We start from the raw sequence: 14,947 nt of genomic DNA on the forward strand, positions 1-14,947 counted from the left end.
TAAAGGACAAGATGTCAAAACCTACTGAACGCAATCTGATTGTCGGCCTAGATATCGGTACTAGTCACGTAAAAGCGGTGATTGGTGAGCTGCTTGATGACGATCAAATAAGTATTGCTGGCGTGGGTACCCATTCTGCTAAAGGAATGGATAAAGGTGGTGTGAACGATCTCAACTTAGTAGTTAAGTCCGTACAAACCGCTGTGAATGAGATGGAACTGATGGCAGATTGCCGTGTTTCGTCTGTGTTCATGTCAATATCTGGTCGTCATGTTAAGTGCCAAAATGAAAATGGCATGGTACCGATTAACAATCAGGAAGTGACGCAAGAAGATGTAGACAACGTGATTCACGCTGCCAGGTCAGTACCTATTGCCGCTGAGAGAAGATTACTACATGTCTTGCCTCAAGAATTTACTATCGACGTGCAAGAGGGAATCAAAAATCCAATTGGCATGTCTGGTGTGAGAATGGAAGCTGATGCGCACATTATTACGTGTGCAGACGATATGGCGAAGAACATGGTCAAATGTGTCGAGCGTTGTGATCTGCAAGCTGACCAACTGATTTTTTCCGCTTTAGCGTCAAGCTACGCGGTTTTGACTGACGACGAACGAGAGCTGGGAGTGTGTGTTGTCGACATTGGTGGCGGTACGATGGATATCGTTATTTTCACTGATGGTGCGATAAGACATACCGCAGTTATCCCGGTAGCGGGAAACCAGATTACCAGTGATATCGCGAAAATCTTCCGCACGCCAATTAGCAACGCGGAAGAGATCAAAGTGAATTATGCATGCGCACTGAAAGATATGGTGAGCATGGAAGACAATATAGAAGTACCGAGTGTAGGTGGTAGACCTGCAAGAGCCATGTCTCGCCATACGTTGGCAGAGGTAATCGAGCCTCGGTACCAGGAACTGTTTGAGTTAGTCCATGATGAGATTCGCTCAAGTGGTTTCGAAGAGCAAATTGCTGCGGGTCTGGTACTAACCGGTGGCACTGCAAAAATGGAAGGTGCAGTTGAATTTGCTGAAGAGTTGTTTCAAATGCCCGTGAGGGTTGGTAAGCCACTGAATGTTAAAGGCTTATCTGAGTACACTGACGATGCTAGCTTTGCCACTGCGGTAGGGCTATTACACTATGGTAAAGAGCAGTCAGATAATAAAAAAGCCAGTACGCAAAAGTCTGGAGAAAGTTTGTTTCAGAGAGTGCAAAGCTGGTTCAAAGGCGAATTTTAATTTTGGGGGCGCTGAGTTTATCAATTGGGGAGTAAAAGGACGTAATACCCGCAGTATTTTGATAAGCGATGTGTTAAAAAGACGTACAATTCCGGAGAGTAAGTATGTTTGAGTTAATGGATAGTCACGGCGAAGAAGCCGTAATCAAAGTCATCGGTGTTGGTGGCGGTGGCGGTAATGCCATCGAGCACATGGTATCTCACAGCATCGAAGGCGTAGAGTTCATCGCGGTGAATACCGATGCGCAAGTGCTTCGCAGCTCGAAAGCAGATGTGACGTTGCAAATTGGTCAGAACGTGACGAAAGGTTTAGGTGCAGGTGCCGATCCAAATGTGGGCCGAGAGGCTGCACAAGAAGACCGCGAAACAATCCGTCAATCTCTTGATGGCGCGGATATGGTTTTCATTACCGCTGGTATGGGTGGTGGAACAGGCACTGGAGCGGCACCAGAGGTAGCGAAAATCGCCCGTGAAATGGGTATTTTGACTGTCGCAGTTGTTACTAAGCCATTTCCGTTCGAAGGGAAGAAACGTGGCGTTTTTGCCAATCAAGGTATCGAAGAACTATCAAAAAATGTCGATTCACTGATTACGATTCCCAATGAAAAACTATTAAAAGTCATGGGGCCTGGCACTCCGTTGTTGCAAGCGTTCAGCGCGGCAAATGACGTACTTCGCGGTGCAGTTCAAGGCATAGCTGAACTGATCACACGCCCAGGCTTGATCAATGTCGACTTCGCTGACGTGAAAACAGTCATGTCAGAAATGGGTACGGCAATGATGGGTAGTGGTGTTGCATCAGGTGCAGACCGCGCAGAAGAAGCGGCTGAATCGGCTATCGCATCACCGTTACTTGAAGATATCGATTTGTCGGGTGCTCGTGGTATTTTGGTGAACATCACCGCTGGGCCTGATTTTGCGATTGACGAGTTTGAAACGGTAGGTAATGCCGTTAAAGCATTTGCATCGGAAAACGCGACAGTGGTAGTGGGTACTGTGATTGATATGGAACTCACTGATGAATTACGTGTCACAGTAGTGGCAACTGGTATTGGTGCAGAAAAGAAACCTGATATTTCACTTGTGAGCTCTGAAAGCCCACGAATCAATGCAGGAGCCCGAGAGTTCACCGCATCTCAGCCTTACGAAGGCAGAGCGAACGTAGGCGGTACCGAAGGTAACCAAGCACTGAAAGCAGAAGATGAAGCTCAGCCAGGCAACGATCTAGAATATTTAGATATTCCAGCGTTCCTTAGAAAGCAGGCTGACTAACCTAAAAATATGTGGTTAGTCAGAGCTAAAACTACATAACATCAACCATGAAAATGGGGTGTTAAGTGGTTATTTTTGACACAAATGCGAATTGGCACTATAATTGCCGGCCGCTTTGTATTGAAGGTAAAGCAAATACACGATGATTAGACAACGTACTATCAAAAAACCAGTACAAGAAACTGGTATTGGATTACACAAAGGAGACAAGGTCACAATGACTCTCCGGCCTGCGCCTGCAAACACGGGAATTGTGTTTCGGCGTATTGACCTTGAACCGTTTGTCGATATCCCTGCGAAAGCAAACGCAGTTGGTAATACCATGTTGTGTACTTGTTTAAATAATGAAGACGGTGTGAGTATTCACACTGTTGAGCATCTTGCTTCAGCGCTAGCAGGCCTAGGCATTGATAATATTATTATCGAAGTTGACAGCAACGAACTTCCAATCATGGATGGTAGTGCTAGTCCGTTCGTATTCTTGTTGCAATCTGCTGGTATCGAAGAGCTAAATGCACCTAAGCGTTTCATGCGCATCAAGAAACCCATTCGCGTAGAAGATGGCGATAAGTGGGCTGAACTTGTACCGCACGATGGTTTTAGAGTGGATTTCCAAATCGATTTCGACCATCCCGTGATTAGTCAAACTCGTCAACATATGGTGTTGGACTTTGACTCGTGTTCGTTTGTCAATGAAGTCAGTCGCGCAAGAACATTTGGTTTTATGCGTGACTTGGAATACATGAACGCAAACAACTTAGCACTTGGTGGCAGCATGGAAAACGCGGTAGCACTTGATGAATATCGCGTTTTAAACCCTGAAGGTCTTCGCTACGATGACGAATTTTTGAAGCATAAGATTCTCGACGCGATTGGCGACCTTTATCTTGGTGGTCACAGCATTATAGGTGAATTGAAAGCGTATAAGACGGGGCATGGCTTAAATAATAAGCTGTTAAATGCAGCCCTCTCTCAAGCAGACTGTTGGGAATTCGTCACTTACGATTCGAAAGACGATGCGCCAATTCGCTATGCAGAGCCTGTATTAGCGTAATCGAACAAATTATTTATTGAAAAAGCCACCTTTAGGTGGCTTTTTTGTTGTTTTAGGCAACGTTGGCTGGCTAGAATAGCAAAAGTCGCAAAATTTGCGGATTTTTTAACTGCATCATAGTGTTGGATTTGTTCAATATAATGAACAAAGGTACACTAGTGTTTGAATCTTTGAGTAAAGTAGATAAGTGATGAAACTCACCGTAACATTAACAGGCCAAAAACGCCGCTTTCGACGTTCGTTTAGTATACGAACTGTTGTTAGTATGACGGTGTTATCTTCCCTGTTTGTGTTGGTGTCGAGCAGAACTACTGACTCAGTAATGGAAGATTTTGGCCGCGTAAAAGTTGCACAAGGCGAGTTAAACGCGAGCAAAGCCGAAGTTGATGCATTGGCGACCAACACCAAAACTCAACTCGAAGAACTGATGCTACAAATCGCGCAATTAGAAGCGCAAATGTATCAGTTGGAACAGAAAAACCAAAACATTGCTGTCAATCTTGGCATGAAGTCGACTGACCTGGACGAATTCGTTGCTGACAGTGATGTTTCCGCGATCGAAAACGATTCGTTATTACAACGAATCAATGCATTTAAATCCTCTCTTGATGAGAAATCAACTCAACTCAATGTCCTTGAAAGTATCGTAAAGGGTCACCATATAGACAATCAGAGCCAGATATCTGGGCGTCCAGTGAATTCTGGTTGGTTGTCATCGTACTACGGTATGCGTGCTGACCCTTTTTCAGGAAAACCTGCGATGCACAAGGGGATCGATTTCGCCGGAAAGACCGGTGATGATGTTGTTTCTACTGGAGCGGGCATAGTGACATGGGCTGGTGACCGGTATGGTTATGGGCTCTTAGTTGAAATCAACCATGGAAATGGGCTGGTGTCACGCTATGGTCACAATCAATCGTTAGAAGTATCCATCGGTGATGTCGTAACGAAAGGCGAAGTCGTTGCTATCATGGGAAGTACGGGGCGTTCAACGGGCGCACATGTACATTACGAGGTACTGAAAAACGGGAAGCAAATCGATCCTCTACCGTTTGTTTATAAATCGACATCGCGGTAGCAGCCAGGTTCTTCAGTGCATTAGGTACTGTACAGTTTCGAATGTGAAAGACTCTGTTTTTGACATTTAGTTTTGTGGCAACACGCCATTTTTTTAGACAGTAAGTGGAAATATCAACCCAATGTTTGCAAGCATCCTTACCAAGATTTTCGGTAGCAGAAACGACCGACTTTTAAAAAAATTACAAAAAAACGTCGATGCGATTAATGCATTAGAAGCTACCTATGAGTCGCTTGATGATGACGCGTTGAAAGCCAAAACCGCTGAGTTTAAAGCGCGTATCGAAAAAGGCGAGTCACTCGACGACTTGCTTATTGACGCGTTCGCTACGGTTCGTGAAGCGAGTAAGCGCGTGTTTGGTATGCGTCACTTCGATGTGCAAATGTTAGGTGGGCAGGTTTTACACCAAGGTAAAATCTCGGAAATGAGAACAGGTGAAGGTAAAACCCTTACTGCAACTTTACCAACTTATTTAAACGCGCTTGCCGGTCGTGGTGTTCACGTTGTTACCGTGAACGATTATCTAGCGAAACGAGACGCTGAGTGGAGTGCTCCCTTGTATGCGTTTTTAGGCATGAGTGTTGGCTGCAACATTCCTGGGATGTCAGCTGAGCAAAAGCGCGCGGCTTACGAATGCGACATCGTATACGGCACGAATAACGAGTTTGGTTTTGATTATCTGCGCGACAATATGGCGTTTAGTCCACAAGATCGCGTTCAGAGAGATTTGTATTACGCTGTGATCGATGAAGTTGACTCAATCCTAATCGATGAAGCGAGAACGCCTCTTATCATTTCAGGAGCAGCTGAAGACAGCTCTGAATTGTACAAACGAATCAACGTCATCATTCCTGAGTTAACACAACAGGAAAAAGAAGACGAAGAGGGCCAGGAAGGCGATGGCGATTTCACCATTGATGAAAAAGGCAAACAAATCCACCTTACCGAACGCGGCCAGCTTCACGTTGAGGAAATACTTCAGCGTCAAGGTGTGTTGCCTGAGAGTGAGTCACTGTTCGCGGCGGGCAACATTTCATTGTTGCATCATGTTAATGCCGCATTGAAGGCGCACAAGCTATTCCAAAAAGACGTCGACTACATCGTTAAAGACGGTGAAATTGTTATCGTTGATGAGCACACGGGCCGCACGATGGAAGGTCGACGTTGGTCAGAAGGACTGCACCAAGCTGTAGAGGCTAAAGAAGGGGTGCGAATTCAAAACGAAAACCAGACGCTAGCGTCAATCACGTTCCAGAATTATTTCCGTTTGTTCGACAAACTCGGTGGTATGACGGGTACGGCAGATACTGAAGCATTTGAATTTAATCACATCTATGGCTTAGAAACCGTTGTTATCCCGACCAACAAACCCATGGTAAGAGATGACAAAGCCGACCTGATTTATTTAACGGCGGAAGAAAAATACGAAGCCATTGTTGAAGATATCAAAGACTGTGTGAAGCGCGGCCAACCGAGCTTAGTGGGTACAGTTTCTATCGAAAATTCAGAGCTAATCTCTCGAATTTTGAAAAAAGAGAAGGTTGCTCACAAAGTATTGAATGCTAAATTTCACGCTCAAGAAGCGGATATTGTCGCTCAGGCAGGTCGACCTGGTGCTGTCACTATTGCAACCAATATGGCAGGCCGTGGTACAGACATCGTATTGGGTGGTAACTGGCAAGTAGAAGTCGCTGCGCTTGAAAACCCAACAGAACAACAAATTGAACAGGTAAAAGCCGATTGGAAAGAGCGTCATCAAGCTGTGCTTGATGCTGGCGGGCTTCATATCATCGGTACTGAAAGACACGAGTCACGACGTATAGATAATCAGTTGCGTGGTCGTGCGGGTCGACAAGGTGATCCAGGTTCATCGCGTTTCTACTTGTCACTAGAAGATGCACTAATGCGAATCTTTGCGTCAGAGAGAATGGGTGCAATGATGAAACGCTTGGGCATGGAGCGCGGTGAAGCTATCGAGCACCCTTGGGTTACGCGCGCGATCGAAAACGCTCAACGCAAGGTAGAAGGTCGTAACTTCGATATTCGTAAGCAGTTGCTAGAATATGATGATGTCGCTAATGACCAACGTAAAGTCATATATGAGCAACGCAATGAGTTGCTTGATGAAGGTGACATTAGTGAAACTATTACTGCAATTCGTGAAGACGTATTAAGCGGTGTTATTGACGAGTACATTCCACCACAGTCGTTGGACGAAATGTGGGATATTCCTGCGCTTCAAGACCGTCTGAAAGCGGACTTTGCGGTAGACCTACCTCTCCAGCAGTGGTTAGATGATGACGACAAGTTATATGAAGAGAAACTGAGAGAGCGTATCTTAGAGAACGTTGTAGGCACCTATAAAGCCAAAGAAGAGCTCGTGGGCGAAGGGGTATTGAGACAATTCGAAAAAGCGATCATGTTGCAAAACCTAGATAGCCATTGGAAAGAGCATTTGGCTGCTATGGATCACTTGAGACAGGGTATTCACTTACGTGGTTACGCGCAGAAGAACCCTAAACAAGAGTACAAGCGCGAGTCATTCGAGTTGTTTTCGAATATGTTGGAAGCACTGAAAGTTGAAGTCATTACTATTTTAAGCCGAGTTCAGGTAAGAGAAGAGTCTGACGTCGATAAAGTCGAAGAACAACGCCGTAAAGCCGAAGATGTGCCCAAAAACTACCAACATGAAAATGCCGAGCCTCAAGAGCCTTCTACAAGTGGTGTATCGAGTGCCCCGCGTCAGGGACCTAAAGTAGGACGTAACGATCCTTGCCCTTGTGGTTCAGGTAAAAAGTACAAGCAGTGCTGTGGTAAGTTGAGCTAATGAAAGAGGTAAATGTTGCCGTTGGTGTTGTGTTGCGGCAATCCTCTACCTTTGTTTGTTTGCGTTCAAAAGACAAACACCAAGGGGGCAAATGGGAATTTCCTGGTGGTAAAGTCGATCCAGGCGAAACACCACTGCAGGCCCTCTCTAGGGAACTAGAGGAAGAAATTGGTATTGTGGTTACCTCAGCACAGCCATTAACTCAGATTCGTCATGATTACGGTGATAAAAAAGTGGCTTTGCATGTCTTTACGGTGGATGAGTTTGATAACGAGCCATTTGGTAAAGAGGGGCAAGTTGGCAAGTGGTTAGCGCTTAATGCACTGTCTCCTAGCGATTTTCCCGAGGCTAATGTCGCTATAATCGAAGCACTTAAAAAGCACATTTAGTCAAAACATTACTGTTTATAGAAAGCCCGCTGATAAACCTGTCAGCGGGCTTTTTTGATGCAACTAGAGAGTGAACTGCACGGCAGTCGCAAAGGCGATATCAGCTTTGTGGTAGGCGGCTTCATTAATAAAGTGAGGATAGATAGTACTCGAGCCTTCCCACACAATATCTTCGCCACTGAAACGCTTGAATATAGGCTCACCTGGTAGGACAGGATAAAAGTCCTTGTCTTGAATATTACTGTGAATCATCGCTTCGCGCTCCCCCCATCCATCTAATGGAAAGCGTATTTCCTCGCCCAGCCTAAACGCCTCGCATGCCGGTGACGGAAGGACGGCTTCGGTGTTCCACAATTCACAGAACGTCATAATAGCAAGAGTCATTTTTTCAGTGAGTTCAAAAATGTCTTGGCGCAAAACGCCCTGTGGTTGCGCACCGACTTCAACCATTACGCCGCGCTTGCCAACAGTGCACAGGTAACGGTGTTCTAAAAAGGGTTTTTCATCCTCTACCAGTATGTTGGCTTCAGGCATCACTGCTTTAACGTAGCGGCATAGTTCGGTGGTAAACTCATCAAGCTCTAGCACAATAAGTGTTGCGCCCATATGGCTCGTTGTATTGTGAATATCGATAACCAAATCAGTCTGGCTATTGCTACCTTTGGGACCAATCGCTTTATTGATTGACGCTGCGAGTTGGGCTTCTTGAGACGGTCCTGGCGTCTGCAAATTTTCGATGGAAAACTGTCGATTTAAGTCTTCCTCTACAAATCGACGGTTAGCATCGATTGCAGGCGTATTGGCTAAGATAAACTGGCTAGAAAACGTCGAGTACTGTTGATTTACACTTTTTGCTTGCCAGTTCTTTACCAGTTGGACACCGCTGAGTTCGTTGCCATGCGTTGCGCCTACAACAACAATAGAATTAATCATTGTTTCCCCTAATGCTTAAAAAAGTCTTGTTCCTGATTGGCTAGCATAGCCTCGATATCCTCTATGTCAGGAAGTTGGTCCTGATGCGTCATTGAGCTACCTGCGATGGTGTTCTCCTCGCTGGCCCATTCGCCGAGATCGATTAATTGACATTTTTTACTGCAGAATGGTCTAAACTCACTGGTCTCATGCCATTCCACTTCGCGATTGCACGTGGGACAGTTAACTTTCATGTAGTATTGCACCTTGTATTACAGCGATTAGGTGAGAATTAACGATAGTCTAACAGGAAGCGAGTTCGAACGTGACTTCTTTGTCGACGTTTGAGGTTTGATCTGGAGTTGGAGAAAACCACATGAACCTCAGAGCATAGCGATATTTGTTGCCGCTCAACGCAGGATAGTAGCCAACATCCGATTGGCAGCGGATTCTGATCAATTCACTATTGTCGTCAGCCACCCCTTGGAAAAAACCGTTAGGCGCTGTGTGTGTCGTGAATTGCCCTTTTTCTCTGAGAAACGATAACAAAATGCCAATACTGTCTTGAAGCAGGGTGAAGGCCTGACGCCATTCCGTCATGGATTGTTTTTTAACTTGTTCTGATTGCGTCAGCCAGTAATGTAGATTAGGCAGGTCAAACGCGCAGTTACCGCCTGGAATAGAGAAGCGCTGGCGTATTGATGACAAAAACTTATCTTCTTTTAACTCACTGCCGAATTTCTTAGCACTTTTCAACGAGTCTCGAGTGCGAATAATTGAAGCGAGTGTTTTCTCCAGTGCATCACTGTTGATGTTGGGGTGCTGAGACCAGTGAACAAGATTTCGTTCATAAACATCAAAGTCTTTTACTAAGTCGGTTCTAATATCTAGTCTTTCGAACAAATCCAGAAGGGTGAATATCTGTTCTAAAAAAGACAAATGAGTATGCTGTGAGACGTCTTGAGATGCCAATGTTAATTGAGTAAGCAGGTGCTCTATTCGTAAATAGTTCCTAACTTTCTCTTTTAATGGAAACTCGTAGACAGTGTCGCTCATTGATTACCTCACCCCTTATTACCTTGAACTTAAACGTAAAAGTACAAAAATATCAAGGGTTAGTTAGTGTTTTGGCCAGTATTTGTCGATGAACTTGGGAAACTTGGCTAAGCGTGTCTTCAATTGACCCACTATTATCTACGACAATATCTGCGCCACGTAGTCGAACATCTCTTGATACTTGAGCTGACATGATTTGTTTTATCGTCTCAATTTCACTGCCGTCTCTTGCTACAGCTCGTTCCAGTTGCTGTGATTCATTACAATCCACAACAACGATGATGTCGACATTGTCTTGCATCTTGTTTTCAAAAAGTAGGGGAACGTCCAAAACACAATAGGGTGGTTTACTGCGACTAATTTCTTTGTGCATTTGCTTGCGAATTTTTGGATGCAAGCATTGGTTTAACCAAGCTTTAGCATCGGGATTATCAAACACAAACTCCCGCATCTTGGTGCGATTGAGACTGCCGTCCGTTGAGATAAAGTCCGGCCCAAAGTAATCGGCAATTTCATCCAGTGCCTCAGAGCCTGGCAATACAACATCACGAGCGATTTTGTCTGCATCAATGATATCGATATCGAATTCGCTAAAAGCCTCACTTACCAGAGATTTCCCCGAACCTATGCCTCCTGTGAGGCCAACGACAAATGGTTTATTCATTAGCCAAGTACCCATGCGAGGTAGCTGTCTATGATCATTTGCTTGTAAAGCAATGTTAACCAGCCAGCAATCGCCAGGTAAGGACCAAACGGAATCGCCAGTGACGTGCCTGCTTTTTGTTTAATCATCAAGGCAATACCAATAACGGCACCGACAAATGAGGAGAGTAGAATTACGATTGGTAGCCCTTGCCAACCGATAAATGCTCCAAGCGCTGCAAGTAGTTTGAAATCACCGTATCCCATGCCCTCTTTGCCAGTGAGTAATTTGAACAGCCAGTAGACGGACCACAAACTTAAATACCCAAACGCCGCACCGAAAATAGCGTCGTGAGCAGAGACAAAAATGCCAAATGGGCTGATCACTAATCCCAACCAAAGTAACGGCAATGTTAATTGGTCAGGTAACAACATTTTGTCTAAATCGATAAACGTCATGGCGACGAGTAAGTAAGTCACAAAAATGGCAACAATAGCTTGAAGACTCGGTCCAAAATGCCAAGCAGCGAACGCAGCTAATACACCTGTCAGTAATTCAACAGCGGGATAACGAGCTGAAATGGACGTTTTGCAGTTCGAACATTTCCGTCCTAATAACAGCCAGCTGACTACTGGAATGTTTTCCCAAGCTCTAATTTTGTGTTGGCATTTGGGGCAAGTGCTATCTGGCTTAATGAGATTGAACGTCGCTAATGGCGTTGGGGATTCGTCGGGATGAAAATGGGTTTGATATTCCGCTTTCCAAGTTCGCTCCATCATTATTGGTAAACGATAAATGACGACGTTCAGAAAGCTACCTATCATCAAACTAACGACAAAGGTCAATGCCACAAAGAAAGCGGGCATTTGGATACTTAAATCTATGATTGATTGCATAATTCGTTCTTTTTTTTGCGCAGCACAGAGACTGCCAGAAAGCCTCGATAACTACAACCTCATCGAGGCAAGAACAACAGGTGCTGCTTATACTACGTTACCCATTTGGAAGATAGGTAAGTACATCGCTACGATCAAACCACCGATAACAACACCTAACACTGCCATTATCATCGGCTCTAGCAAACTGGTTAAGCCATCTACCATGTCATCAACTTCGGCTTCGTAAATCGTCGCGATTTTACTGAGCATTTCATCTACCGCACCAGACTCTTCACCAATGGCAATCATTTGCGTCACCATATCGGGAAATACTGCGGTTGCGCGCATGGCTGTGTTCATTTGCATGCCGCCAGCCACTTCTTTTTTAATGAATAAAATCGCATCCCTAAATACGGCATTTCCCGATGCCCCTGCCGCCGATTCTAACGCGCCAATCAAAGGGACACCCGCAGCAAACGTTGTTGCTAGGGTGCGGGTAAAGCGAGCGATACTGGCCTTTTTGAGAATTTCGCCCACTACAGGTGTCTTAAGCACTTGTTTATCGACGTTGTCTCTGAGCTTTTGTGATTTTTTGTGAGCTCGCATAAACATGAAGCCTGCGCCGAACATGCCAATCCCGATGAATATCCCGTAGTCTTGGACAAACTGTGAGATCGCAAGAACAAATTGCGTGAAGGCAGGCAGTTCTGCACCAAAACTGCTGAAAATTTCTTTAAACTGCGGTACTACGAAAATCAAGAGAATTGTGGTGACGACAAAGGCGACGACCAAAACAGCTACAGGGTAAAACATCGCTTTCTTGATTTTCGATTTCAGTGCTTCGGCTTTTTCTTTATAGGTTGCGATTCGGTCATAAATGGTTTCTAGTGCACCGGATTGTTCTCCAGTGTGAACCAGATCACAGTACAAATCATCGAAATAATCGGGATGCTTACGAAGAGCGGTGGATAGCGGGTTACCGGCTTTAACTTCGTTGGTAATCTCGCCGAGAAGTTTACGCATCGTCGACTTCGCATGGCCTTGAGCAATCATTTCCAACGATTGAATTAGGGTGACACCTGCGCCAAGCATTGTCGCGATTTGCCGTGAAATGACGCAGATATCTGCAGCATTTATTTTCTCTGCGCCTTTTCCAAAAAGAGGCTGACTGAGTTTTTTAACCTTTACCGCAGAAATTCCTTGTCTTCGCAATAGGTTTTTTGCTTCGTTGATTGAGGCCGCGGTAATTTCACCCTTGCGATTACTACCGGCTCTGTCTGTGCCAATCCAAGTGTAAGTAACTGCTGCTTTTGCCATATGGACCTCAATAATTGCGTATTGTTCTGGCTAACTTTGTTGTTTGTAAGCGCAAAAGCAAAACATAACTTTGGGCTTTGGAAGCTAGCGCTTTTATCTGGCGGGCCTTACAAAAAAGCCCAGCATAAACTGGGCTTCGTATTTGTCTAATCAGAGATTAGCACAATGTAGCTGGGTCACAAGCTTGAGCCCAAGTCACTTGGCGAGTTGCGAAGTCAAGTGTTGGAGTCAATGTGAATGTACCGTTACCAGTGATAGACGCGTCAGTTGCTTTTGTTGCTACGATAACGCCATTTGTTGTTGCTAGGCCAACAACGCCAGTACCAGCTGTTACGTTAGTTGGGATACCTGCACTACCGCCGTCACAGTTAGCTAGAACTGCTGTTGCGTCAGCACCGTTTTGTGTTTGTGCACATACTTCAACAGCTGACTTAGCGGCAGCAGTGGCATTAACCACTTCAGTGAAGCGTGCTTTCTGGGTGTAGTTTTGGTAAGCAGGAAGTGCGATTGCTGCAAGAATACCGATAATCGCAACAACGATCATTAATTCGATTAGTGTGAAACCTTTTTGGTTAGACTGTACGTTTTTCATGTTTCTCTCCGGGACGCGTGTTGCGCATTTAAACATTAAAATAATTAAATAAGTTTAGTTAGTTTACGTTTATACCTGGTTCGCTTTACGGACGTCCCCGGTACTTGATTCTCAGTATAGGCCGACTTTCGCGAAGGACAAGTATCGAAACTTATACGCTGGTGTCAGTTTTGTAACTCTACAGAAAAACAGTGAGTTAGCACTATCCATCGGCACCAATGCCTCTCCTAGAGACTGGCCTACGTAGCCACGACTTAAATCGCAATACGCAAAGACAAATCAACAGCATTAACGTGTTTGGTTAGCGCACCTGAGGAAATGAAATCAACACCAAATTGGGCGAGTTCACTTAACCTTTTATCCGTAATGTTTCCTGAGACTTCTAGTTTACATCGGCCTTGGTTTAGCGCCACTGCCTGTTGGATCTGCTCGTTACTAAAATTGTCCAGCATCACTATATCGGCTTTAGCATCAATAGCTTGAGTTAATTCTTCGATATTTTCGACCTCAACTTCTACGGGCTTGTTGGGGTGCGTAGATTTTGCTTTTTCTACCGCTTTTTGGATGGAGCCGCACGCAAATATGTGGTTTTCTTTGATCAAATAGGCATCAAACAAACCGATGCGATGATTCTTTCCACCACCACAGGCTACAGCATATTTCTGCGCGAGCCGTAAACCCGGTAACGTTTTACGGGTGTCTAAAATTTTTGTCTTCGAGCCACGCAATAGTGTTTCGTAGCTGGCGGTTACGGTCGCTGTAGCACTGAGTAGCTGAAGAAAGTTTAGGGCAGTGCGCTCAGCTGTCAAAATAGCCCGTGCCGAACCTTTGATCGTCGCGAGTAAAGTATCTGCACCAATGGTATCTCCATCAGCAACATGCCAAACGATGTCCAGGGAGTCGTCGATTTGATCGAAAGCTTCTTGTGCCCATGGCAGACCTGACACGGTGCAGGGTTCTCTTGTTATGATGGTCGCTATTGCTTGAGTGTCAGCGTTAATAAGATTAGCTGTGATGTCTTGTGAAGCGTCGACGCTGCCACCCAAATCTTCTGCTAGTGCAGCGGAGACGTTGGCGGCGATTATATCGTCACTGGGTTTGTTTGGTAACACGTTAGATTCTCTTGTTAAAGTGTTCTTAAAATTAGCCACTCACCGCGTTGAGTAAATTCAAGCCGCGATAAGGCACTCATGCCCAACAGTACTTCATTATCTCTCATGCCGGGATTAATATTGGCGTCGACGTTGCGTAATACGATGTCGCCAATTGTCAGCGTATCGACAAAGGTTTCAGTGACCACAACAGTTCCATTGGCGGTACTGACTCGTTGTCTTTGCCCTCCGGTTAAAGATAGCGTACTTGCAATATGAGCAGGGATTGAGACGTCAGTGGCACCAGTATCGACTAGGAACACGACTTGTTGTCCATTGATTGTACCGGATGTGACGTAGTGGCCGATTTTATTGCGTTGTAGTCGTACGGTGATTTGTTCACCATTGATGATAGAGTCTGGCTTGCTATTGGGATTAATTTGTTTTTCGAGTAGGTCGCTGAAAACCAAAATCAATAAGCCAAATGCACATACCCATGCCAGCATAAACATGGTTTTTCCGTTTTTACTGCTCGTGTCGTTCGTTTCCATAAACACTCATGGCTCGCGTCTCTTTGAGTATGCTACCATGCTGTGAT

General features: G+C 45.1%; 15 protein-coding genes. 6 read left to right on the top strand and 9 right to left on the bottom strand.

Features of this window, described 5'->3' with window-relative positions; genetic code table 11:
- Nucleotides 1–11 precede the first annotated feature (11 nt).
- The 6 genes from ftsA to mutT all read left to right on the top strand — a co-directional run bounded on the left by ftsA (nucleotide 12) and on the right by mutT (nucleotide 7,860).
- The gene (gene ftsA, locus AC27G9_RS11555; RefSeq protein WP_487074303.1) at nucleotides 12–1,241 is read left to right on the top strand and encodes a cell division protein FtsA; all 1,230 of its coding nucleotides are present in this window, start codon (nucleotides 12–14) and stop codon (nucleotides 1,239–1,241) included.
- A 104-nt stretch (nucleotides 1,242–1,345) separates the two neighbouring features.
- Complete coding sequence (gene ftsZ / locus AC27G9_RS11560) at nucleotides 1,346–2,512, top strand: cell division protein FtsZ (RefSeq protein ID WP_487074305.1); 1,167 nt, start codon at nucleotides 1,346–1,348, stop codon at nucleotides 2,510–2,512.
- A gap of 142 nt (nucleotides 2,513–2,654) precedes the next feature.
- A complete protein-coding gene (gene lpxC, locus AC27G9_RS11565) occupies nucleotides 2,655–3,566 on the top strand; it encodes a UDP-3-O-acyl-N-acetylglucosamine deacetylase (RefSeq protein WP_487074307.1) in 912 nt (303 codons plus the stop codon).
- Between the two features lie 190 nt (nucleotides 3,567–3,756).
- The gene (locus AC27G9_RS11570) at nucleotides 3,757–4,644 is read left to right on the top strand and encodes a M23 family metallopeptidase (protein WP_487074309.1); all 888 of its coding nucleotides are present in this window, start codon (nucleotides 3,757–3,759) and stop codon (nucleotides 4,642–4,644) included.
- Nucleotides 4,645–4,765: 121 nt separating this feature from the next.
- The gene (secA, locus tag AC27G9_RS11575; RefSeq protein ID WP_487074311.1) at nucleotides 4,766–7,471 is read left to right on the top strand and encodes a preprotein translocase subunit SecA; all 2,706 of its coding nucleotides are present in this window, start codon (nucleotides 4,766–4,768) and stop codon (nucleotides 7,469–7,471) included.
- Nucleotides 7,471–7,860, top strand: a complete 390-nt coding sequence (gene mutT, locus AC27G9_RS11580; protein ID WP_487074313.1) for an 8-oxo-dGTP diphosphatase MutT — start codon at nucleotides 7,471–7,473, stop codon at nucleotides 7,858–7,860. The genes secA and mutT overlap by 1 nt, the downstream gene beginning before the upstream one ends.
- Before the next feature lie 63 nt (nucleotides 7,861–7,923).
- Here mutT and AC27G9_RS11585 read toward each other — a convergent pair whose 3' ends face one another.
- The 9 genes from AC27G9_RS11585 to AC27G9_RS11625 form a co-directional block, all read right to left on the bottom strand.
- Nucleotides 7,924–8,793 (bottom strand): aspartoacylase, encoded by an 870-nt coding sequence (locus tag AC27G9_RS11585; RefSeq protein WP_487074315.1) that lies wholly within the window; start codon nucleotides 8,791–8,793, stop codon nucleotides 7,924–7,926.
- A gap of 8 nt (nucleotides 8,794–8,801) precedes the next feature.
- The gene (gene yacG, locus AC27G9_RS11590; protein ID WP_487074317.1) at nucleotides 8,802–9,026 is read right to left on the bottom strand and encodes a DNA gyrase inhibitor YacG; all 225 of its coding nucleotides are present in this window, start codon (nucleotides 9,024–9,026) and stop codon (nucleotides 8,802–8,804) included.
- A 49-nt stretch (nucleotides 9,027–9,075) separates the two neighbouring features.
- Complete coding sequence (zapD, locus tag AC27G9_RS11595) at nucleotides 9,076–9,828, bottom strand: cell division protein ZapD (RefSeq protein WP_487074319.1); 753 nt, start codon at nucleotides 9,826–9,828, stop codon at nucleotides 9,076–9,078.
- Between the two features lie 52 nt (nucleotides 9,829–9,880).
- Complete coding sequence (gene coaE, locus AC27G9_RS11600) at nucleotides 9,881–10,492, bottom strand: dephospho-CoA kinase (protein WP_487074321.1); 612 nt, start codon at nucleotides 10,490–10,492, stop codon at nucleotides 9,881–9,883.
- Nucleotides 10,492–11,367 carry a prepilin peptidase gene (locus AC27G9_RS11605; protein WP_487074323.1) on the bottom strand — a complete coding sequence of 292 codons (876 nt, stop codon included), beginning with the start codon at nucleotides 11,365–11,367 and terminating at the stop codon, nucleotides 10,492–10,494. Before AC27G9_RS11605 ends, coaE begins: the two co-directional genes overlap by 1 nt.
- An 87-nt stretch (nucleotides 11,368–11,454) precedes the next feature.
- Entirely contained in the window at nucleotides 11,455–12,666 is a 1,212-nt protein-coding gene (locus tag AC27G9_RS11610) for a type II secretion system F family protein (RefSeq protein ID WP_487074325.1), read from the bottom strand.
- 157 nt (nucleotides 12,667–12,823) lie between these two features.
- Entirely contained in the window at nucleotides 12,824–13,258 is a 435-nt protein-coding gene (locus tag AC27G9_RS11615) for a pilin (RefSeq protein ID WP_487074327.1), read from the bottom strand.
- A 254-nt stretch (nucleotides 13,259–13,512) separates the two neighbouring features.
- A complete protein-coding gene (gene nadC / locus AC27G9_RS11620) occupies nucleotides 13,513–14,370 on the bottom strand; it encodes a carboxylating nicotinate-nucleotide diphosphorylase (RefSeq protein ID WP_487074329.1) in 858 nt (285 codons plus the stop codon).
- A 14-nt stretch (nucleotides 14,371–14,384) separates the two neighbouring features.
- Nucleotides 14,385–14,900 carry a retropepsin-like aspartic protease family protein gene (locus AC27G9_RS11625; protein ID WP_487074331.1) on the bottom strand — a complete coding sequence of 172 codons (516 nt, stop codon included), beginning with the start codon at nucleotides 14,898–14,900 and terminating at the stop codon, nucleotides 14,385–14,387.
- Nucleotides 14,901–14,947: the final 47 nt, after the last annotated feature.

The organism is Alteromonas sp. 5NS40-0096, from assembly GCF_057544385.1.

Bases quoted from the DNA above. Each gene is read 5' to 3' on its own strand.
- ftsZ (WP_487074305.1), top strand. From the start codon at position 1,346: ATGTTTGAGTTAATGGATAGTCACGGCGAAGAAGCCGTAATCAAAGTC.
- lpxC (WP_487074307.1), top strand. From the start codon at position 2,655: ATGATTAGACAACGTACTATCAAAAAACCAGTACAAGAAACTGGTATT.
- zapD (WP_487074319.1), bottom strand. From the start codon at position 9,828: ATGAGCGACACTGTCTACGAGTTTCCATTAAAAGAGAAAGTTAGGAAC.
- yacG (WP_487074317.1), bottom strand. From the start codon at position 9,026: ATGAAAGTTAACTGTCCCACGTGCAATCGCGAAGTGGAATGGCATGAG.
- AC27G9_RS11570 (WP_487074309.1), top strand. From the start codon at position 3,757: ATGAAACTCACCGTAACATTAACAGGCCAAAAACGCCGCTTTCGACGT.
- coaE (WP_487074321.1), bottom strand. From the start codon at position 10,492: ATGAATAAACCATTTGTCGTTGGCCTCACAGGAGGCATAGGTTCGGGG.
- AC27G9_RS11605 (WP_487074323.1), bottom strand. From the start codon at position 11,367: ATGCAATCAATCATAGATTTAAGTATCCAAATGCCCGCTTTCTTTGTG.
- AC27G9_RS11610 (WP_487074325.1), bottom strand. From the start codon at position 12,666: ATGGCAAAAGCAGCAGTTACTTACACTTGGATTGGCACAGACAGAGCC.
- AC27G9_RS11585 (WP_487074315.1), bottom strand. From the start codon at position 8,793: ATGATTAATTCTATTGTTGTTGTAGGCGCAACGCATGGCAACGAACTC.
- AC27G9_RS11615 (WP_487074327.1), bottom strand. From the start codon at position 13,258: ATGAAAAACGTACAGTCTAACCAAAAAGGTTTCACACTAATCGAATTA.
- secA (WP_487074311.1), top strand. From the start codon at position 4,766: ATGTTTGCAAGCATCCTTACCAAGATTTTCGGTAGCAGAAACGACCGA.
- mutT (WP_487074313.1), top strand. From the start codon at position 7,471: ATGAAAGAGGTAAATGTTGCCGTTGGTGTTGTGTTGCGGCAATCCTCT.
- ftsA (WP_487074303.1), top strand. From the start codon at position 12: ATGTCAAAACCTACTGAACGCAATCTGATTGTCGGCCTAGATATCGGT.
- AC27G9_RS11625 (WP_487074331.1), bottom strand. From the start codon at position 14,900: ATGGAAACGAACGACACGAGCAGTAAAAACGGAAAAACCATGTTTATG.